The organism is Citrobacter sp. GW821-FHT07H02 (assembly GCF_059418505.1).
Genome location: NZ_JBWKPZ010000004.1, coordinates 176,564 through 197,632 on the forward strand (window position 1 = coordinate 176,564; position 21,069 = coordinate 197,632).

At 52.6% G+C, this 21,069-nt stretch carries 20 protein-coding genes; 9 read left to right on the plus strand and 11 right to left on the minus strand.

Annotation, left to right across the window (positions count from 1 at the left end; genetic code table 11):
- Window positions 1-48: 48 nt before the first annotated feature.
- Window positions 49-321, minus strand: coding sequence for a SemiSWEET transporter (locus AC07NP_RS07755; RefSeq protein WP_494660066.1), 273 nt, complete (start codon window positions 319-321; stop codon window positions 49-51).
- A 325-nt stretch (window positions 322-646) separates the two neighbouring features.
- Here AC07NP_RS07755 and AC07NP_RS07760 point away from each other — a divergent pair, with 325 nt between their 5' ends.
- The 3 genes from AC07NP_RS07760 (at window position 647) to hpt (ending at window position 4,291) form a co-directional block, all read left to right on the plus strand.
- Window positions 647-2,074, plus strand: coding sequence for an MFS transporter (locus AC07NP_RS07760; RefSeq protein ID WP_494660067.1), 1,428 nt, complete (start codon window positions 647-649; stop codon window positions 2,072-2,074).
- A gap of 28 nt (window positions 2,075-2,102) precedes the next feature.
- Window positions 2,103-3,407, plus strand: coding sequence for a glycoside hydrolase family 28 protein (locus AC07NP_RS07765; RefSeq protein ID WP_203358901.1), 1,305 nt, complete (start codon window positions 2,103-2,105; stop codon window positions 3,405-3,407).
- Window positions 3,408-3,754: 347 nt separating this feature from the next.
- A complete protein-coding gene (hpt, locus tag AC07NP_RS07770; RefSeq protein WP_192611113.1) occupies window positions 3,755-4,291 on the plus strand; it encodes a hypoxanthine phosphoribosyltransferase in 537 nt (178 codons plus the stop codon).
- Window positions 4,292-4,395: 104 nt separating this feature from the next.
- On the opposite strand, the gene can is transcribed toward hpt, so the two are convergent.
- Window positions 4,396-5,058, minus strand: coding sequence for a carbonate dehydratase (can, locus tag AC07NP_RS07775; protein WP_203358899.1), 663 nt, complete (start codon window positions 5,056-5,058; stop codon window positions 4,396-4,398).
- A 108-nt stretch (window positions 5,059-5,166) separates the two neighbouring features.
- On the opposite strand from can, the gene AC07NP_RS07780 reads away from it, so the two are divergent.
- The 4 genes from AC07NP_RS07780 to AC07NP_RS07795 all read left to right on the plus strand — a co-directional run bounded on the left by AC07NP_RS07780 (window position 5,167) and on the right by AC07NP_RS07795 (window position 8,695).
- Window positions 5,167-6,093: an ABC transporter ATP-binding protein gene (locus tag AC07NP_RS07780; protein ID WP_203358898.1), complete on the plus strand. Its 927-nt coding sequence runs from the start codon at window positions 5,167-5,169 to the stop codon at window positions 6,091-6,093.
- Complete coding sequence (locus AC07NP_RS07785) at window positions 6,090-6,860, plus strand: ABC transporter permease (protein WP_276292806.1); 771 nt, start codon at window positions 6,090-6,092, stop codon at window positions 6,858-6,860. Before AC07NP_RS07780 ends, AC07NP_RS07785 begins: the two co-directional genes overlap by 4 nt.
- A 102-nt stretch (window positions 6,861-6,962) precedes the next feature.
- The gene (locus AC07NP_RS07790) at window positions 6,963-7,403 is read left to right on the plus strand and encodes a PTS sugar transporter subunit IIA (RefSeq protein WP_494660068.1); all 441 of its coding nucleotides are present in this window, start codon (window positions 6,963-6,965) and stop codon (window positions 7,401-7,403) included.
- Window positions 7,404-7,465: 62 nt separating this feature from the next.
- Window positions 7,466-8,695: a polysaccharide deacetylase family protein gene (locus AC07NP_RS07795; RefSeq protein ID WP_494660069.1), complete on the plus strand. Its 1,230-nt coding sequence runs from the start codon at window positions 7,466-7,468 to the stop codon at window positions 8,693-8,695.
- Between the two features lie 6 nt (window positions 8,696-8,701).
- Here the strand turns inward: AC07NP_RS07795 and panD are convergent, their stop codons facing one another.
- From panD to thpR, 9 genes are all read right to left on the minus strand, one after another.
- Window positions 8,702-9,082: an aspartate 1-decarboxylase gene (gene panD, locus AC07NP_RS07800; RefSeq protein WP_203358894.1), complete on the minus strand. Its 381-nt coding sequence runs from the start codon at window positions 9,080-9,082 to the stop codon at window positions 8,702-8,704.
- Window positions 9,083-9,175: 93 nt separating this feature from the next.
- A complete protein-coding gene (gene panC, locus AC07NP_RS07805) occupies window positions 9,176-10,030 on the minus strand; it encodes a pantoate--beta-alanine ligase (RefSeq protein WP_192611119.1) in 855 nt (284 codons plus the stop codon).
- A 126-nt stretch (window positions 10,031-10,156) separates the two neighbouring features.
- Entirely contained in the window at window positions 10,157-10,948 is a 792-nt protein-coding gene (gene panB / locus AC07NP_RS07810) for a 3-methyl-2-oxobutanoate hydroxymethyltransferase (RefSeq protein ID WP_494660070.1), read from the minus strand.
- 119 nt (window positions 10,949-11,067) lie between these two features.
- Window positions 11,068-11,547: a 2-amino-4-hydroxy-6-hydroxymethyldihydropteridine diphosphokinase gene (folK, locus tag AC07NP_RS07815; protein ID WP_494660071.1), complete on the minus strand. Its 480-nt coding sequence runs from the start codon at window positions 11,545-11,547 to the stop codon at window positions 11,068-11,070.
- Window positions 11,544-12,941, minus strand: coding sequence for a polynucleotide adenylyltransferase PcnB (gene pcnB, locus AC07NP_RS07820; RefSeq protein ID WP_494660096.1), 1,398 nt, complete (start codon window positions 12,939-12,941; stop codon window positions 11,544-11,546). Before pcnB ends, folK begins: the two co-directional genes overlap by 4 nt.
- Window positions 12,942-13,000: 59 nt before the next feature.
- A complete protein-coding gene (gene gluQRS, locus AC07NP_RS07825) occupies window positions 13,001-13,897 on the minus strand; it encodes a tRNA glutamyl-Q(34) synthetase GluQRS (protein ID WP_494660072.1) in 897 nt (298 codons plus the stop codon).
- 72 nt (window positions 13,898-13,969) lie between these two features.
- Window positions 13,970-14,425: an RNA polymerase-binding protein DksA gene (gene dksA, locus AC07NP_RS07830; protein WP_003829221.1), complete on the minus strand. Its 456-nt coding sequence runs from the start codon at window positions 14,423-14,425 to the stop codon at window positions 13,970-13,972.
- 177 nt (window positions 14,426-14,602) lie between these two features.
- Window positions 14,603-15,307 carry a DNA/RNA nuclease SfsA gene (gene sfsA / locus AC07NP_RS07835; RefSeq protein WP_203358888.1) on the minus strand — a complete coding sequence of 235 codons (705 nt, stop codon included), beginning with the start codon at window positions 15,305-15,307 and terminating at the stop codon, window positions 14,603-14,605.
- Window positions 15,308-15,320: 13 nt separating this feature from the next.
- Entirely contained in the window at window positions 15,321-15,851 is a 531-nt protein-coding gene (thpR, locus tag AC07NP_RS07840; protein WP_203358887.1) for an RNA 2',3'-cyclic phosphodiesterase, read from the minus strand.
- A 73-nt stretch (window positions 15,852-15,924) separates the two neighbouring features.
- On the opposite strand from thpR, the gene hrpB reads away from it, so the two are divergent.
- Window positions 15,925-18,354, plus strand: coding sequence for an ATP-dependent helicase HrpB (gene hrpB / locus AC07NP_RS07845; RefSeq protein WP_494660073.1), 2,430 nt, complete (start codon window positions 15,925-15,927; stop codon window positions 18,352-18,354).
- A 121-nt stretch (window positions 18,355-18,475) separates the two neighbouring features.
- Entirely contained in the window at window positions 18,476-21,007 is a 2,532-nt protein-coding gene (gene mrcB / locus AC07NP_RS07850; RefSeq protein WP_494660074.1) for a bifunctional glycosyl transferase/transpeptidase, read from the plus strand.
- Window positions 21,008-21,069: the final 62 nt, after the last annotated feature.

Genomic DNA, 21,069 nt, shown 5'->3' on the forward strand with positions numbered 1-21,069 from the left:
AAAAGTAGCAGGCATTATCCATACTCGCTTTACTACCTGGCGCTACAATCATCGATTTTTTTGAATAATTTCGTTTTTTATCTTCATAAACAGAATTGAACCTGCCAGTACGAAAGTAATCAAATTGGGGATGATGACGGGGAGTGCGCCCGACAAAATTCCGTATAGCAGCCATAAAGAAATGCCGAAAACAAAAACGGAGTACATCATCAACGAGATATCTTTCGTTGACTTTGTTTTTAGCACTAAAACAACCTGCGGAATAAAAGAAATGGTAGTGCAACCGCCGCCAATAAAACCAATGATATTAATGTAATCCATCTATAACTTCCGCGAATGTATATGTGTTGTTAATTTCCTGAAACCATTTCATATGTAAAACGTATAGTTCTACAAAGCGTAGCCAGGTTTTACTGCATTATAGTTATCACACCAATTTTATTTGAAATATATACCTTTTGTGCTGTCGTTAAAGGGGCTGTTGAGATTGTGTGATCTCCAGCACTCCATCTTGATGTCATACCAATTATTCTTTACAGCGAAAATGTGTCGTACCAAAAATGGTTAGCGATAGTACATCTTTCTATTACCCAGACTATCAGAATGTATACATAATTTTTGTGAATAATACGTGTAAGGAGTTGGTATGACGGTTCGAGATGAACATATCATCGAAAGTAATAAAAGTATTAATATCAGGCCCTTCGGGTTTAGAGATAAATTTGGTTATATGTGCGGTGACCTGGGTAACTGTTTTATCCTTGGGTTAGTGAACAGTTTTTTAATGATTTATTACACCAATGTTCTGGGTATTTCTGGCGTTATCGTCGGGTCACTCTATTTTGTGACAAAACTCTTTGATGCGTTTGTCGATGTGGCCGTGGGGCGTTTATGCGATACCTCTAAGCTAACCGCCAAAGGGCGTTTTAACCCCTGGGTTAGTCGCATGAAGTATCCTTTTTGCGCCGTTGCGGTATTGCTGTTCCTGCCATTTGTGAGTGAATTTTCATATACCGCGAAAATCATTTACATCTGCGGCTCCTATTTTGTCTACGGTGCTCTGTTATCGACCGTTAACATTCCTTATGGCGCAATGTCGGCGGCTATCAGTTCCAATCCGGACGACCGTGTTTCGCTCTCTACGTATCGCAGCATTGGTTCCGCTATCGGTGGTGGGGCGACCGGCTTCTTTATTCCTATCCTGATGTATACCACCCTTGTTGACGGTAGCCAGGTTATTTCTGGTGAGCGCTTCTTCTGGATTTCGATCGGATGTTCAGTGTTGGCTTTCATCTTCTTAACACTGACGTGCCAGTTAACGACGGAACGTGTGCGCGTTGAGACAAAAGAGAACGTGCCAGTATCTGTTTTACTGAAAGGATTGTTGCGCAATAAGGCTTTGATTGTTTTGGTTATTGTTGATTTGCTCATCGTTATCAACCAGGGGCTCTCTGGTACCAACATGACCTATCTGTTTAATGACTACTTCCACAACAAAGAGGCGATGTCTGTCGCATTACTGTTTACCTTCGGCTCTCTGGTTCTGCTTGCGCCATCGGCGTCCTGGCTCACGAAGCGGTTTGGTAAAAAAGAGGCAAGCGTAGGCGCACTGCTCTTTTCGGTGGTTATGTATCTGGTTATGTACTTCTGCCATATCACGGATGCGAAAACCTATCTGGTCTTCCTGTTCCTTGCGACCTTGGGTGCTGGACTCTTCAACCTGATGATTTGGGCATTCATGACGGATGTTTGTGATTATCACCAATATGTCACCGGCGACCGCGAGGATGGCACCGTTTATGGTGTGAACTTCTTTGCCCGCAAAGTGGGTCAGGCGTGTGCGGGTGCAATTGGCGGCTTCATGCTGGCCATTATCGGTTATCAATCCTCTTCAAAGGGGGGAATCGTCCAGAGCAGTGCCGTGCAGGAAAATATTTACGCGATGGCGAATCTTTTGCCTGCGTTATGCCTGTTTTTGGCTGCGATAACGCTGATTTATTTCTATCCATTGAACCGTAAACAAACGCTCGAAATGGAAAAAACGCTGAATAAATTAAATGGTATTAGCAAATAACCCCGAGAATGAGAGAAGGACTGAATTAATGCCTGTACAAATTGAAGTGAAAGATTTTGGTGCGATGGGTGATGGTGTTGTGAAAGACACTCTGGCAATTCAACGGGCTATTGATGCTGGTGCTGAACAGGGACTTCCCGTCGTGATTTCACCGGGGAACTACCTGGTAGGTTCGCTCTTTCTGAAAGAAGGGAGCAAATTGCAATTCGCGCAAGGCGCGACCCTGCTGGGTTCTACCGATCTTTCTGACTATCCGGAGATCCCAACGCGGGTCGCGGGCGTTGAGATGATGTGGCCCGCTGCAGTACTCAATGCTATTGAGGTTAACAACATTGAGATCTCAGGTCCTGGCAAGATTGACGGTCAGGGTACGCACTGGTGGGATCTCTATTGTGGTCCGGATAAAGAGAGTGGACTGCGCGTCGATTACGACAAAAAAGGGCTGCGCTGGATTGCGGACTACCTCGTTAAACGCCCACGCGCCTGCCTGATTTACAAGGCAGAAAACGTCACGATCTCTGATCTGACCTTTGAACGTGCCGGGTTCTGGAATTTACAGATAACCTATGCGAACCAGGTTCTGGTGAGTGGTTTAACCATCCGTGATAACCATGGGCCAAGCACCGACGGCATTGACATTGATTCATCCAGCCATGTACGCGTCACCCGGTGTGATGTGTCGTGCGGCGATGACTGTATTGTCGTCAAATCGGGTCGTGATGGCGATGGTTACCGGGTCGGTAAGATTGCGGAACATATCGAAATCGACAACTGTCTTATTCGCTCAGGCTACGGCGTGACGCTGGGCAGTGAAGTCAGCGGCGGCATTCGGAATGTCTATGTGCATGACATTACCTTTGAGAACTCTGATTGCGGGTTGCGCATGAAGTCGTCGAAAGAACGTGGCGGTTTCATGGAAGATGTGGTTGTGGAAAATTTGCAGATGCACAACGTGCAATTCCCATTTTCCTGGATTATGGATTGGCACAATTCCTACAACCGCAAACTCTTTGACAACATTGATGAACTGCCAGAAGACTGGCAGGCAGTAGCAAGGCAGATCCCGGAGCATTTACAGATGACCAAAGTGCGTAATATCCGCATTAGTCACGTTAATGCCACTCTGGATGCCGACTATGCTTTACCGGCACGCGCGTTCGATCTGGTCGCCTTCCCAGAAAAACCGATGGAGAACATTAGTTTTAGCAACTGTCGGATTGAAGCCAGGGAGTTTGGACGCATTGTTGCGGTGAATGATTTGCGCTTTGATGACGTTGTTGTGTCTGTTGCCGCAGAAAATGACGGCTCCAACGATACGTTTGATAACCGTTAAAACAGAAAAGCAGCGTGGGGTCACCACGCTGCTTTTGTAAAAAACAGGCAGCTACTTTTCATCATCCGGCTGTGCATAGGCGACAATGAGTCGCCTATTTTTTTGCCAAACGAACCGCGATCATCGTGTGTTATTTCCTGCTATAACAATACGTTATCTCAATTTTCTGATTTTTATGGTAGTCGGTTTTTGGATTTAAGAGGCGCGATCCTAATTGTAAAATTAGACTTATTAACGGATGCCGCGAACAATTACTTTTGCTGGTATACTGCGTGCCTTGCGCTTCGATGCTGTGCAATTCCGAGAAGGCATTGAGTGATTTGTTTTTAAATCATATGGTTAGAGATATGAAACATACTGTAGAAGTCATGATCCCCGAAGCGGAGATCAAAGCACGTATTGCTGAACTGGGTCGTCAGATTACTGAGCATTATAAAGACAGCGGCAGTGATATGGTGCTGGTGGGTCTGCTGCGCGGTTCATTTATGTTTATGGCGGACCTGTGCCGTGAAGTTCAGGTATCTCATGAAGTCGATTTTATGACCGCCTCCAGCTACGGTAGCGGCATGTCCACGACCCGCGATGTTAAAATCCTCAAAGACCTGGATGAAGATATTCGTGGCAAAGATGTGCTGATCGTCGAAGACATCATCGACTCCGGTAACACATTGTCAAAAGTGCGTGAAATCCTGAGCCTGCGTGGGCCTAAATCACTGGCGATTTGTACCCTCCTGGATAAACCGACGCGTCGTGAAGTGGACGTACCGGTCGAATACGTGGGCTTTGCTATTCCGGACGAATTTGTGGTGGGTTATGGCATTGATTACGCACAGCGTTATCGCCATCTGCCGTATGTTGGGAAAGTGGTACTGCTGGACGAGTAATCAAAAAAAGAAGCGCCTGATGGCGCTTCTCTTATCAGGCTTACGCGAAGCCAGGTCCAGATGCCGGGTAAGGCGACACCGCCGCCCGGCATTTTATTGTGAACTTACTTGTGGTTGATGTGTTTCTGTTTGAGATTGGAAATTCCCTGACGGTAACGCTGTTCAAGGGATTCGCGGCTGGTGGCTGTCACGTCGAGATCGCGCAGCAGGCCATCATGAATACCATACGCCCAACCGTGGATCGTCACTTTCTGACCGCGTTTCCAGGCGGACTGCATAATGGTGGAGTGACCCAGGTTATATATCTGTTCCATGACGTTCAGCTCGCACAGGGTGTCCATACGACGCTCCTGAGGCATTTCACCCAGCAGGGAGCTATGCTTAAACCAAATATCACGGATGTGTAGCAGCCAGTTGTCGATCAACCCCAGTTCCGGGTTTTCAACAGCGGCCTGAACACCACCACAACCGTAGTGACCACAAATAATAATATGTTCAACTTCTAACACATCAACGGCATACTGAACGACAGAGAGGCAGTTGAGGTCGGTGTGGATGACCAGGTTGGCCACATTACGGTGCACAAATAATTCGCCCGGTTCAAGCCCGGTTAAACGTTCTGCGGGAACGCGACTGTCGGAACATCCAATCCATAGAAAGCGCGGCTTCTGTGCTTGCGCCAGTTTCTCAAAAAATCCGGAATCCTCTTCCACCAGCATTTTTGACCATAGTGCATTGTTACTGATGAGTGTATCTATGTCTTTCATGGAGGTTAACGACCTGTAACCAAATAAACGCGTTGGGCTAATATAGGTCAACTCCGGGATTATTTAAACCACATATAAAGTGTAGGAACGTAAGGTAAGTAAAAATTTATGACCATTGCACTGGAACTTCAACAACTTAAAAAAACCTACCCTGGCGGCGTTCAGGCGTTGCGTGGGATAGATTTACAAGTCGAAGCGGGTGATTTTTATGCGCTTCTGGGGCCGAATGGGGCAGGAAAATCCACCACGATCGGTATTATCAGCTCGCTGGTAAACAAAACGTCTGGCCGCGTCAGTGTTTTTGGCTACGATCTGGCGAAAGATGTGGTCAATGCCAAACGTCAGCTGGGTTTAGTGCCGCAGGAATTTAACTTCAACCCGTTTGAAACCGTCCAGCAGATCGTGGTGAATCAGGCGGGTTACTATGGCGTCGAACGAAATGAAGCCATCATACGCAGCGAAAAGTACTTAAAACAGCTCGATTTGTGGGAAAAGCGTAACGAACGGGCGCGCATGTTGTCGGGGGGGATGAAGCGGCGCCTGATGATCGCGCGTGCGCTTATGCATGAACCGAAACTGTTAATTCTTGATGAACCGACAGCGGGCGTCGATATCGAACTTCGCCGCTCAATGTGGGGTTTTTTGAAGGATTTAAACGACAAAGGCACCACGATCATTCTGACGACCCACTATCTGGAAGAAGCGGAAATGCTGTGTCGCAACATCGGGATTATTCAGCACGGAGAGCTGGTGGAAAACACCTCCATGAAAAACCTGCTCTCGAAGCTGAAATCAGAAACGTTCATTCTCGATCTGGCGGCAAAAAGCCCGCTGCCGAAGCTCGAAGGCTATCAGTATCGCCTGGTGGATACCGCCACCCTGGAAGTGGAAGTGCTGCGCGAGCAGGGGATTAACAGTGTATTCAGCCAGCTCAGCGAGCAGGGGGTTCAGGTGCTGAGTATGCGCAATAAGGCGAACCGTCTGGAAGAGCTGTTTGTGTCACTGGTTCATGAAAAACAAGGAGATCGCGCATGATGCAGCTTTACTGGGTCGCGCTGAAAAGCATCTGGGCCAAAGAGATCCAGCGCTTTATGCGCATCTGGGTACAAACGCTGGTTCCGCCCGTCATCACCATGACGCTCTACTTCATTATTTTTGGCAACTTGATCGGTTCGCGGATAGGTGAAATGCATGGCTTTAGCTACATGCAGTTTATCGTGCCGGGTCTTATCATGATGGCGGTGATTACCAACTCTTACGCCAACGTGGCGTCGTCGTTTTTTAGCGCCAAATTTCAGCGCAACATTGAAGAGTTGTTGGTTGCCCCGGTACCGACACATGTCATCATTGCCGGATTTGTCGGCGGCGGTGTGGCGCGCGGGCTGTGCGTCGGTGTGCTGGTGACGGCAATTTCGTTGTTCTTTGTGCCGTTTCAGGTTCATTCGTGGCTGTTCGTTGCGTTAACGCTGGCATTGACGTCGGTGTTGTTTTCGCTGGCCGGGTTGTTGAATGCCGTGTTCGCAAAAACCTTTGATGATATCAGCCTGATTCCCACATTTGTACTGACGCCGCTGACCTATCTCGGCGGGGTATTTTACTCGTTGACGCTGCTGCCGCCGTTCTGGCAGGGGCTGTCGCATCTGAACCCGATCGTCTACATGATCAGTGGTTTCCGCTATGGTTTCCTCGGTATTCATGATGTTCCGTTAATCACTACGTTTGGCGTACTGGTGATTTTCACCGTCGCTTTCTACATGTTGTGCTGGTATTTGATCCAGCGTGGACGTGGGCTGCGTAGCTGATTTCACATTCCTCTCCCATTTTGGGAGGGGAATCCTTTGACGGTTGTCACCATTACCTATTGATTCCCCTGATAAACTACTTTCTTGCTAAGGAGGTAGGCAATGTTAGGTTGGGTCATTACCTGTCATGACGATCGTGCAGAGGAACTGCTGTATCGTCTGGAAAAGAAACACGGCCCGCAGGCGCAATGCCGCGCGGTGAATTTCTGGCGCGGATTAAGCACAAATATGTTGAGCCGCACGTTGTGTGACGCGTTGCATCAAACGGACTCCGGCGAGGGCGTGATCTTTTTAACCGACACGTCGGGCGCTGCGCCTTATCGCGTCGCGTCTTTGTTGAGTCATAAACATGCTCAGTGCGAGGTGATTTCCGGCGTCACTCTGCCATTGTTGGAAAAAATGCTGTCGTCGCGAGAGACAATGAGCAGCGTTGAGTTTCGCAATCAAATCGTTGCTCGTGGCACGTCTGAGGTGACAAGTCTCTGGCATCAGCAGCAAAAAAATCCCCCTTTTGTGTTGCTGCATGATTTGTATGAGCATTAGCCGTTGGTATTGAGAAGGGTTTTGTTACAATAGACAGGGTGTTCACGTCCCGGCTATCTCTCATGATCAAACACGGTCTTTTTCTTCTGTTGCTGCTGGTTTCAGTGGGGACTGGCGCTACGTTGCCTGCGCGTTATATGCAGACAACGGAAGATGCCGCCATCTGGGCGCAGGTTGGCAACAACATGAAGAACGTGGGAACGCTTCGTGCCGGGCAGATAATCTCTGTTGAACCCATTGCCGCAGAGTATTACGAATTCAAATTTGGCTTCGGCACCGGGTTTATCGATAAAGGCCACCTGGAGCCAGTGCAGGGTCATCAGAAAGTGGAAGATGGTCTGGGCGAACTTAATAAACCCCTCAGCAACCAGAACCTGGTCACCTGGAAAGATACGCCCGTCTATAATGCGCCGGATGCGGGAAGCGCGCCTTTCGGCATACTCGCAGAAAACCTACGTTATCCCATTATCAGTAAGTTAAAAGGTCGACTCAACCAAACCTGGTACCAGGTACGGGTAGGTAACCGGCTTGCCTATGTCAGCGCGCTGGACGCGCAGGAAGATCACGGTATCCCCGTGCTCACCTACCACCATATTTTACGCGATGAAGAGAACACCCGTTTTCGCCATACCTCGACGACGACATCCGTGCGTGCTTTTAGTAACCAGATGACCTGGCTGCGAGACATGGGATATACCACGCTGACGATGTACCAACTGGAAGGGTATGTGCGCAATAAGATGAATCTGCCAGCGCGCGCAGTAGTCATTACCTTTGATGATGGACTGAAATCGGTCAGTCGCTATGCGTATCCGGTATTGAAGCAGTATGGCTTTAAGGCGATAGCCTTTATCATTTCATCCCGCATTAAGGGACATCCACAGAAATGGGATCCCAAATCGCTGCAATTTATGAGTATTTCTGAACTGCAGGAGATCAGGGATACCTTTGATTTCCAGTCGCATACGCACTTTTTGCATCGGGTAGACGGTAATCGTCGGCCGATCCTGCTCAGCCGCAGCTATCACAACATTTTTATGGATTTTTCACGTTCACGCCGCGCGCTGGCGCAGTTTAACCCGCACGTGCTCTATCTCTCTTATCCGTTTGGCGGCTATAACGCCACGGCGGTAAAAGCGGCTAATGATGCGGGATTCCATATGGCGGTCACGACAGTGAAAGGGAAGGTAAAGCCGGGGGATAATCCGTTCTTACTGAAACGCCTGTATATCTTAAGAACGGATTCACTGGAAACCATGTCACGGCTGATCAGCAATCAGCCGCAGGGGTAACTCTGCTCAGGCAACTTGTACTGGGATCGCCTTCGCCGTGCGTTTCATTTCGTTGTCGCCCTCAAAGTAGGCCACTTTTGGCTGCCAGCGACGCGCTTCTTCGTCGGACATGCTCACGAAACTGGCGATAATCACAATATCGCCCACGCTGGCGCAGTGTGCCGCCGCACCGTTTACAGAGATAATTTTAGAGCCGCGTTCAGCCGCAATGGCATAGGTTGAGAAACGCTTGCCGTTGGTGACGTTCCAGATATCAATGGCTTCGTTTTCAAGAATGCCCGCCGCGTCGAGAAAATCCTGGTCAATAGCGCAAGAGCCTTCGTAATGCAGGTCCGCCTGAGTCACTTTCACGCGATGGAGTTTGCCCTGCAACATAGTGCGAATCATAACTTCTACCTTTCTACCATAACGATAACAAAGCTGATATTTCTAACAGCTTCAGGAAATTCCAGGCAGTATTGCCCGATTTTTAACCCCTGTCTACTGGGTTAATGCAACGCTCTGATTGTCGATCAGACGCGCCTGACCTAACCATGCAGCAACGAGGATGACCGCACGTTTGCTGGTATCTGTGAGTTCCAGCAGGGTGTCGGCATCACGGATCTGAATATCATCAGCGCGGAAGCCTTTTTCGTTCAACTCTTGCTCGGCAATGGCGATCATCTCTTCACAATCCCGATCTCCGGCCAGTAATTTCCCGGCAATGCCATTCATGACTTTGTGTAAGCCCGGCGCAATTTTACGTTGTTCAGCCGTCAGGTAGCCGTTACGGGAGCTCAGAGCCAGACCGTCTTTGGCGCGGATGATGGGAACGCCCACGATTTCAATGTCGTAACCCATATCGGCAACCATTTTGCGGATCAGCGCCAGTTGCTGAAAATCTTTCTCGCCAAAGCAGGCAACGTCTGGCTGCACCAGGTTGAACAGCTTGCTGACGATAGTAGAAACGCCGCGGAAATGGCCTGGGCGACTGGCGCCTTCCAGCATGGTGGAGAGTCCCGGTACGTCAACGTAGGTCTGGCCTTCAGTACCGTGCGGATAAATTTGGTCAGGCGCGGGAGCAAATACCAGATCGACTTTGCGCTTGTTCAGCTTTTCGCAGTCTTCCTGCAGCGTACGGGGATAACGCACCAGGTCGTCCGGACGGTCAAACTGCATCGGGTTAACGAAAATACTGACCACCACGACGTCAGCGTGCGTTTTGGCTTCATCAACCAGTTTCATATGGCCATCATGCAAGTTGCCCATGGTAGGCACCAGTGCAACACGTTTGCCCTCCTGACGCAGACGACGGATATGCTGGCGTAGCAGCGGCAGGGTTTCAATAATTAACACAACAGGACTCCTTTAGTGGCCTGATTATCCGTAGGCCTGATAAGTGCAGCGCCAGAAGGCATCTCTGCACAAATGCCGGACGGCGACACGACGCGTCTTATCCGGCCTACACGATCCAAACGTAGCTTAATGGAAACTGTGTTCTTCGCCCGGATAGACACCGGACTCCACTTCGGCAATATACTGCCGCACGGCGGCGCGGATGTCGCCCGCTTCTGCCAGGAAATTTTTAGCAAATTTTGGAATATGCCCGCCGGTGATACCAAACGCGTCATGCATCACGAGGATCTGCCCGTCGGTGACATTGCCCGCGCCAATGCCGATCACCGGAATGGAGAGCGCTTCCGTTATCCGCTTCGCCAGCTCAACCGGAACGCACTCCAGCACCAGCAACTGTGCGCCTGCCGCTTCCAGTGCCAGCGCGTCATCGAACAGCACCTGACCGGCATCGCCGCGCCCCTGAATTTTATAGCCACCGAAGATATTGACTGATTGTGGCGTTAAACCCAGATGTCCGCAAACCGGCACCGCGCGTTCTGTCAGCATTTTTACGGTATCCACCAGCCACGCACCGCCCTCGATTTTGACCATGTTCGCGCCCGCGCGCATGACCACCGCCGCATTCTCAAACGCCTGTTCTGGCGTGGCGTAAGCCATAAATGGCAGGTCAGCCAGCAGCAGGCTGTTTGGCGCGCCGCGACGTACGGCGCGGGTGTGATAGGCAATGTCCTCGACGGTCACCGGCAGGGTGGAGTCGTGACCTTGTACCGTCATGCCAAGCGAGTCGCCCACCAGCATCACGTTCAGCCCTTCATCGGCAAACAGTTTAGCGAAGCTGTAGTCGTAAGCAGTAATGGTGGCGAAGCGTTTTTTGTCTTGTTTGTGTTTCTGCAGTAACGAGATGGTGGTCGGTTTCATAACATTTCCGGATCATAAAAGTATCATTATCCGGCATTCTAACAGTCGCAGTCAGGGGGGCAATTATTTTAAGGAAATGATTCACGCGTCCGCAGAACATGTTAAGCGGAAAGCCAAAATTACCAGTAAGCAGGTTTTTCTGCTGCAAGAAGGGTGAGTTGTTGGCGCAATGTGATGCTATCTGGAAATACCAACTCAGGCGCGATTTCAAACAGTGGCCACAGCATAAAGCCGCGGTTTTTCATGTCATAGTGGGGAATGGTCAGACGTTCAGTGTGAATTACTTGATCGCCAAACAGCATGATATCGAGGTCCAGCGTGCGTGGTCCCCAGCGCTCTGCTTTACGGACACGTCCCTGCTGTAACTCAATATGTTGGGTATGGTTCAGCAGCGCTTCCGGCAGAAGCGTCGTTTCCAGCGCCACGGCGGCGTTCAGATAGTCGGGCTGATCCTGCGGTCCCAGCGGCGGGGTGCGGTAAAACGAGGAGAGCGCGACAATCCGGCTTTCCGGGATCTCTCCCAGCGCCTGAATTGCCGCATTGACCTGCTCCAGCGGAGAGGCCAGATTACTGCCAATTGCGATATACGCAAGGGTCATGCACTGCCCTCACGACGCGGAGCGCGTTTGCGTGGGCGACGATGACGTCGACGGGCGGCCGGCTCTTCATCCAGTTCGTTCAACATGCCTTTTTGCTCAGGCGGCGCAGAGACCTGGAACTCACCCCACCACTGTACCAGACGTTGCAGTTCCGCGTTGTTTTCCACTTCGGCGCGCAAAGCCAGTAAATCGTAAGCCGCACGGAACTTAGGATGTTCCATCAGCTTCCAGGCGCGTTTACCCTGGCGACGCGACATACGCAACTGGAGCTGCCAGATATCACGCGTGAGGGACGTCAGGCGTTTGGGGATCGCCAGCGAGCGGCATGCTTCGTCCAGCACATCATTCATGGCCAGCGCAAACGCGTCGTAATAAGCCAGACCGCTTTCCTGTGCAATTTTCTGCGCCATCTCGAGCAACGGATACCAGAACATGGCGGCGAACAGGAATGCCGGGTTGACGCGCATATCATTGTGGATACGGGTGTCGGTGTTCTTCAGTACCTGCGCGATGATGCGTTCCATTGGGCTATCGCCGTTTTCGGTGAAATAGCGCGTAATGGTCGGGAACAGCGGCTGGAACAGGCTGTACTCGCACAGTTTTTTATAGGTTTCAAAACCATAACCCGCCTGCAGAAGTTTCAGCGATTCTTCAAACAGACGTGCAGGAGGAATATCGTTGAGCAGTGTTGCCAGGCGTGGAATAGGCTCTGCGGTTTCCGGACTGATGCGCATGTCGAGTTTGGCCGCAAAACGGACAGCACGTAACATACGTACAGGATCTTCGCGGTAACGCGTTTCCGGATTACCGATCAGACGGATCACGCCATCTTCCAGATCCTTCATGCCGCCGACATAATCACGCACGGTAAAATCAGCCACGCTGTAATAGAGGCTGTTGATCGTGAAATCGCGACGTTGTGCATCTTCTTCAATCGAGCCGAAGATGTTGTCACGCAGCAGCATGCCGTTTTGTCCGCGCTGAGACGTGGTGCGGTCAGTGTCGCCGCTTTCATGATGACCACGGAAGGTGGCGACTTCGATGATTTCCGGGCCAAACATAACGTGGGCCAGACGGAATCGGCGACCAACCAGACGACAGTTGCGAAACAGTTTACGTACCTGATCAGGCGTGGCGTTAGTCGTGACGTCGAAATCTTTCGGCTTTTTGCCGAGCAGAAGATCGCGCACACCGCCGCCGACCAGCCAGGCTTCGTAACCCGCCTTATTGAGCCTGTACATTACCTTCAGGGCATTTTCACTGATATCTTTGCGGGAAATTCCGTGCTGTTCACGCGGGATTACCGTCATATGTGGACGGGCGACGACCTGTTCAGCCTCGCTCTCTTCGCGACTTAGCACTTTGCGGCAAAAATTAGCGACTCGGGTAAAAATAGTGCACCTCGGTAGTGTCAAACTTCAATCAGGACAAAAAAATAGCGGCTAATCATAGCTCAGCATGACGCGTTTGAGAACGCTGAATTTACAATAGACGATGCAGGCACTGTCGCAAGCGTCCAGTTCTTCACCGCATTTTGCAGCAATTCTTCCACTTTCATCTCCTGCCATTCTAACGTGACGTTCTGACCCAGGAAGCGTAACGCATCAATGAGTACCGGGCGCGGATCGCCTTGCGGTAGCGCAGGTGCATGATTCTGCTTGGAGAGTTTAGCGCCTTGTTCGTTGAGCGCCAGCGGAAGATGAATATAGTCAGGTGCTTGCCAGCCGAATTGCTGGTACAACGAAATTTGTCGAACGGTGGGTTCGATTAAGTCCGCGCCGCGCACGATTTCAGTAATGCCCTGAAAATGATCGTCAACCACCACCGCGAGGTTATAGGCAAACAGGCCGTCGCGGCGATGAATAATAAAATCTTCTTGCGCCAGATGACGGTCCGCCTGGATATCCCCGCGCAGCACATCATAAAACTGGGTAACGGGATGCTGCTGTTTAATACGCACGGCAGCATGTTCTGGTCCATGGGCCAGGGTGCGGCAATGGCCGTCGTAAATCCCGCCAAGGCTTTGGATTCTGGCGCGCGAGCATGTGCAGTTGTAGCTCAGACCTTGTTCAAAGAGCCAGGCCAGCGCTTCCCGGTAAGCATCGTGGCGCTGAGATTGCCATAGTATGTCGCCGTCCCAGTGCAGACCGTAATGTTCCAGCTGACGCAGGATGGTTTCTGCGGCACCGGGAACTTCACGAGGAGGGTCAATGTCCTCAATGCGCACTCGCCAGATGCCGCCCTGCGCACGCGCCCGTAGGTAGCTACCCAACGCAGCGATCAACGAACCAAAGTGTAGCTCGCCGGAAGGGGAAGGGGCGAAGCGGCCAATATAGTGTGACTCTGTCATGGATTAAGAAACATAAAAAAATAAGGCGGGAGTGACTCCCGCCTGGATTGAAGGTGGTAAAAATGGCCGGGATTAACCCGCCATTTGTTTTTCGCGAATCTCAGCCAGCGTTTTGCAGTCGATGCACAGATCGGCTGTCGGACGCGCTTCCAGACGACGAATACCAATTTCTACACCGCAGGATTCGCAGTAGCCGAAATCTTCGTCTTCTACTTTCTTCAGCGTTTTCTCGATCTTTTTGATCAATTTGCGTTCACGATCGCGGTTACGCAGTTCAAGACTGAACTCTTCTTCCTGTGCGGCACGGTCCACCGGATCAGGGAAGTTCGCTGCTTCGTCCTGCATATGAGTTACAGTGCGATCGACTTCATCCCTAAGTTGATTACGCCATGCTTCCAGAATACGTCTGAAGTGCGACAGCTGGGCTTCGTTCATATACTCTTCGCCCGGCTTCTCCTGGTACGGCTCCACCCCAGCGATGGCGAGAATACTCAGGGACGATGTTTTACGGTTTTGCCCTTCTTGCATGTTGCTTCTCCTTAACACGCACTATCGATCCCCATGTTCGGGGGAAAAATCAGGTCGCTATAAATAGCAGATGCTTTTCCGGATAGCAATTATCTATACCTAACACTTGACAACCCTGTGAGGAAAAGCGTATTTGCGCACGCGGCCAGAATACTAATTAACCAGTTGTTTTTACCACTACAATGTAATGGGCAACGGTTCATTAAGAGTCATGCCTTCGGCAGAAAGTTCCGCTTTATAAACCAGAATTTCTACCCCCTTTTGTTGTGCTTCAATCAGGAGTCGCGCATATTTTGCATCGATATGCCGCGCGGGTGAAAACCGTGTAATGGCTGTGTGCAGCACCGCAAATAACACCACCGCGCGATGGCCAGCAGCCGCTACGCTCATCAGTTCCCGAAGATGTTTCTGACCGCGTTCAGTAACGGCATCGGGAAAATAACCATACTCTTCTTCCGCCAACGTAACCGATTTTACTTCAATATAGCAGTCGGGTCGGGAATCTGCCTGTAACATAAAATCAATACGGCTACGTTCGACGCCGTATTTTACTTCGCTTTTCAAGACACTGTAGCCTGACAATTCCGGCAGGTGGTTATTTTCTATTGCCTCTTTCGTTAATCTGTTTGCCCACAGTGTATTAACGCAAATGAATGCCCCGGACTGAGTTTCAGTTAATTCCCAGGTATGAGGATATTTTCGTTTCGTATTTTCTGACGCCGAATACCAAACGGTATCGCCTGCTGTCGCACAGCCGGTCATTGCCCCTGTATTAGGGCAATGCAGCGTTAATTCGGTGCCGTCTGGCGTGATCACATCGGCTAAAAAACGCTTATAGCGCTGAATCAGCGTCGCGCGCTGTAAAGGGGGAGAGAATTTCATCTGAGTTCCTTGGTTATTCGGCAAGCGTCCAGCGTTGCAGAGCGGTGTATCGCGTACGTCCCCGCTCGAATGAAGAGGCATAAAGGGAAAATTCTGTCACCGGAAACGACCAGCAGAAACCTGGCGGTGGAATCGCTACGGCATGGCTGGCGTCGCGCAGCAGGGTGATATGCGGATGAAAAGGTTGAGGACTCTGATAACAGCCGCTACGCGCAGCCTGCGCCCGCAGCATGTTGGCCAGTTGCAGAAGTCCCCGCGGCGGCTGGCGCATCCCCAGCCAGACGACGCGCGAACGTAGCCACTGGCCCGCGTCATCCAGTTTGAGCGTAAACCCCGGTTGACGAATGCGTCCGGCAAGTTGTGACAGCGCCTGTTGTTTTTCCGGGCTGACGTCGCCCAGGAAGGCCAGCGTCAGATGCAGATTTGCGCTGGCCACCGGACGACCATCCTCAGGGGCAAAATGGGCGGCGCGCCAGGTGATAATTTGCTCACGAACAGGGCCGGGCAATTCAATCGCAAAGAACAGCCGTTTTGGCTCAGTCATGATGGGTACTCGGTTATGAATTAACGCGATGCTACAATGCAGCGCGAAGAAAGTTAACCCTCTGGAGTCATTTGTGACGTCGTTGCCTGTAGCCGCCGTACTGCCTGAACTGCTCACTGCCCTTGATAGCGCCCCCCAGGTCTTACTGAGCGCGCCGACCGGCGCCGGGAAATCAACCTGGCTACCGCTGCAGTTCCTGACGCATAAAGGCATCCAGGGGCGGATTATCCTGCTGGAACCACGCCGTCTGGCGGCGCGCAATGTGGCGCAGCGACTGGCGGAACTCCTGAACGAAAAAACCGGTGAAACGGTAGGCTACCGGATGCGGGCACAAAGCTGCGTGGGGCCACAGACGCGGCTTGAAGTGGTCACCGAAGGCGTGTTGACACGAATGATCCAACGCGACCCGGAGCTTAACGGCATCGGGATGGTGATCCTCGATGAATTTCACGAGCGCAGTGTGCAGGCTGACCTGGCGCTGGCGTTGCTGTTGGACGTACAGCAGGGGCTGCGCGACGATTTAAAACTGCTGATCATGTCCGCGACGCTGGATAACGACCGCTTACAACAACTGCTGCCGGATGCGCCGGTGGTGGTCTCCGAAGGGCGCGCCTTTCCTGTCGAACGTCGATACCAGCCACTGGCGGCTCAACTGCGTTTTGATGAGGCTGTGGCCATTGCCACGGCGGATTTATTGCGCAGCGAGTCGGGGTCGTTGCTGCTGTTTTTACCCGGCGTAGGGGAGATCCAACGCGTGCAGGAACACCTGACTTCGCGCGTGGGGAGCGATGTTCTGCTGTGCCCGCTCTACGGAGCATTGTCGTTGGATGACCAGCGGAAAGCCATTTTGCCAGCGCCAGCCGGTATGCGCAAAGTGGTACTGGCAACCAATATTGCCGAAACCAGTTTAACGATCGAAGGGATCCGCCTGGTGGTGGACAGCGCGCAGGAGCGGGTGGCGCGTTTTGACCCACGAACGGGGCTGACGCGCCTGATAACCCAGCGCGTCAGCCAGGCCTCCATGACGCAGCGGGCGGGACGAGCGGGGCGACTGGAACCGGGAATCTGTCTTCATCTTCTGCCTAAAGATCAAGCAGAGAGAGCGGCGGTGCAAAGCGAGCCGGAGATTTTGCAAAGCGATCTGTCGGGCGTACTGATGGAGCTGTTGCAGTGGGGATGTCACGATCCCGCCCAGCTCACCTGGTTAGATCTTCCGCCCGCGAACCATCTGCTGGCGGCTAAGCGGCTGTTACAGATGCTGAACGCGCTCGAGGGCGATCGCCTGAGCGCAACCGGTCAAAAAATGGCGGCACTTGGCAACGATCCCCGACTGGCGGCGATGCTGGTGAGCGCCAGCAACAGCAGTGAAGCCGCAACGGCGGCGAAGCTCGCGGCGATACTTGAAGAGCCGCCGCGGGGAGGGAGCAGCGATTTAAGCGTCGCGTTTTCACGTCATCATCCTGGCTGGCAACAGCGAAGTCAGCAACTTCTGAAACGCCTCAACGTGCGCGCCTCGGAACCGGACAGTCGTCTGATTGCTCCGTTGCTTGCCCACGCATTTGCCGATCGCATTGCGCGTCGGCGCGGGCTGGACGGACGCTACCAACTGGCGAACGGGATGGGGGCAAAACTGGATGCCGATGACGCGCTGGGTCGCCATGAGTGGCTGATTGCGCCGCTGCTGTTACAAGGGAGTGCCTCACCGGATGCGCGTATTTTGCTGGCGCTGCCGCTGGAGATCGACGCGCTTATTCAGACGTGTCCTGCACTCTTGCAGCAATCCGACACGGTTGAGTGGGATGACGCGCAAGGCACGCTGAAAGCGCTACGACGGTTGCGTATCGGGCAGCTGACGGTAAAAGTTCAGCCGCTTGCCAAACCTTCTGAAGACGAACTGCATCAGGCGATGCTGAATGGCATTCGCGATAAAGGCTTAAGTGTGCTCAACTGGACGCCGGAAGCAGAGCAGCTACGGCTGCGTTTGCACTGCGCGGCAAAATGGCTGCCGGAGTACGCGTGGCCTGCCGTGGATGAGGCCTCTTTGCTGGCTAGCCTGGAATCCTGGTTACTGCCGCAGATGACCGGTGTGCATTCTCTGCGTGGGCTGAAGGCCGTGAATGTGGGTCTGGCGTTACGCAGTTTGCTGGACTGGTCTATGCTGCAACGTCTGGATAGTGAACTGCCTGCGCATTACACTGTGCCGACGGGAAGCCGGATAGCCATTCGCTATCATGACGATAACCCGCCTGCGCTGGCCGTCAGAATGCAGGAGATGTTTGGGGAAGCGCAAACACCTACTATTGCTCAGGGGCGCATTCCGCTGGTGCTGGAGTTATTATCACCGGCGCAGCGACCGCTGCAAATCACGCGGGATTTAAGCGCGTTCTGGCAGGGCGCCTACCGTGAGGTGCAAAAGGAGATGAAAGGACGCTATCCCAAACATGTGTGGCCGGACGATCCGGCGAATACCGCGCCGACGCGGCGCACCAAAAAGTATTCGTAGTATTTGTAGACCGGATGCCATCCGGCGTACGAGCAGCAAAAATTGAGAGATTTCTTCTTCTGTCCTCTGGCGGAAGAACAGAGAATCAGGCCTTTGCGCCTGAACGTTGCGGAGAAAAAGCATGGCGGGGAATGACCGCGAGCCAATCGGGCGTAAAGGGAAACCGACGCGTCCGGTGAAACAAAAGGTGAGCCGTCGTCGACTCAGAGATGAAGAGTATGACGACGATTATGATGATGACTATGAGGATGAAGAACCGATGCCGCGTAAGGGTAAAGGCAAAGGCGGTAAGCCTCGTGGTAAGCGCGGCTGGGTCTGGCTGCTGCTAAAACTGTCGATTGTTTTTGTGGTGCTGATTGCCATTTACGGCGTCTATCTGGATCAAAAAATCCGTAGCCGTATTGATGGCAAAGTCTGGCAATTGCCTGCGGCGGTCTATGGCCGCATGGTAAACCTTGAGCCAGAAATGCCGGTCAGCAAAAACGAAATGGTGAAGCTGCTGGAAGCGACCCAGTATCGTCAGGTGTCGAAAATGACACGCCCTGGCGAGTTCACCGTACAGGCGAACAGCATTGAGATGATTCGTCGTCCGTTTGACTTCCCGGACAGCAAAGAAGGGCAGGTACGGGCGCGTTTGACGTTTGATGGCGATCATCTCGACACCATCGAGAACATGGACAACAACCGCCAGTTCGGTTTCTTCCGTCTCGATCCTCGCCTGATCACGATGCTCTCTTCACCGAACGGTGAACAGCGTCTGTTTGTACCGCGTAACGGCTTCCCGGATCTGCTGGTGGATACGCTGTTGGCGACCGAAGACCGCCACTTCTATGAGCATGATGGGGTCAGCCTGTACTCCATCGGACGCGCGGTGTTGGCGAACCTGACGGCCGGACGTACGGTGCAAGGGGCGAGTACGCTGACTCAACAGTTGGTGAAAAACCTCTTCCTCTCCAGCGAACGTTCCTACTGGCGTAAAGCCAACGAAGCCTATATGGCGCTGCTGATGGATGCGCGTTACAGCAAGGACCGCATTCTCGAACTGTACATGAACGAAGTGTACCTCGGTCAGAGCGGCGACAATGAAATTCGCGGCTTCCCGCTGGCGAGTTTGTACTATTTTGGTCGTCCGGTTGAGGAACTGAGTCTTGATCAGCAGGCCTTGCTGGTGGGGATGGTGAAAGGGGCGTCCATCTATAACCCGTGGCGTAACCCGAAACTGGCGCTGGAGCGTCGTAACCTGGTGTTACGCCTGCTGCAACAGCAGCAGGTCATTGACCAGGAACTTTACGAAATGCTGAGCGCGCGTCCATTGGGCGTGCAGCCGCGCGGTGGGGTGATCTCTCCGCAACCGGCGTTCATGCAGATGGTGCGTCAGGAGCTACAGGCGAAGCTGGGCGACAAGGTTAAAGACCTCTCCGGAGTGAAGATCTTCACGACGTTTGACTCTGTGGCGCAGGATGCCGCTGAGAAAGCCGCCGTTGAGGGGATTCCGGTACTGAAGAAACAGCGCAAACTGAGCGATCTGGAAACGGCTATCGTGGTGGTTGACCGCTTCAGTGGCGAAGTGCGTGCGATGGTCGGTGGGGCTGAACCGCAGTTTGCTGGTTATAACCGTGCAATGCAGGCGCGCCGTTCCATTGGCTCGCTGGCGAAACCGGCGACCTACCTGACCGCGCTCAGTCAGCCGAAACTGTATCGTCTCAATACCTGGATTGCCGATGCGCCGATTGCGCTGCGTCAGCCAAACGGCCAGGTCTGGTCGCCGCAGAACGATGACCGTCGCTACAGCGAGAGCGGTAAAGTGATGCTGGTGGATGCCCTGACGCGTTCAATGAACGTGCCGACGGTAAATCTGGGGATGGCGCTGGGACTGCCTGCTGTCACCGATACCTGGCTGAAGCTGGGCGCGCCGAAGGATCAGCTTAATCCGGTGCCAGCGATGCTGCTCGGGGCGTTGAACCTGACGCCAATCGAAGTCGCGCAAGCGTTCCAGACGATCGCCAGCGGCGGTAACCGTGCGCCGTTGTCGGCGTTACGTTCGGTGATTGCTGAAGATGGAGCGGTGCTCTATCAGAGCTTCCCGCAGGCGGAACGCGCGGTTCCGGCACAGGCGGCCTATATGACACTGTGGACCATGCAGCAGGTTATACAGCGTGGTACCGGACGTCAGCTGGGCGCGAAATATCCGGGACTGCATCTGGCAGGTAAAACCGGGACCACCAACAATAACGTGGACACCTGGTTTGCCGGTATTGACGGTAGCCAGGTCACGATTACCTGGGTGGGCCGTGATAATAACCAGCCAACCAAACTGTACGGCGCCAGCGGTGCGATGTCGATTTATCAGCGTTACCTGGCCAACCAGACGCCAACTCCGCTGGTGCTAACACCACCGGAAGACATTGTGGACATGGGCGTGGATTACGACGGCAACTTTGTGTGTGGCGGCGGAATGCGTACGCTCCCGGTCTGGACCACCGATCCTGATGCGCTGTGCCAGCAGGGTGAGATGATGCAACAACCGCAATCGGGCAATCCGTTTGATCAGTCCTCTCAACCGCAGCAGCAACAACAGCAACCGCCACAGCAGGAGAAGCAAGACGGTGACGGCGTCGCAGGCTGGATAAAGGATATGTTTGGCAGTAACTGATGCCCTCAAAACCCGCTTCGGCGGGTTTTTCTTTGCCGTCAGGCAAGGCGATTTCGCCTGAT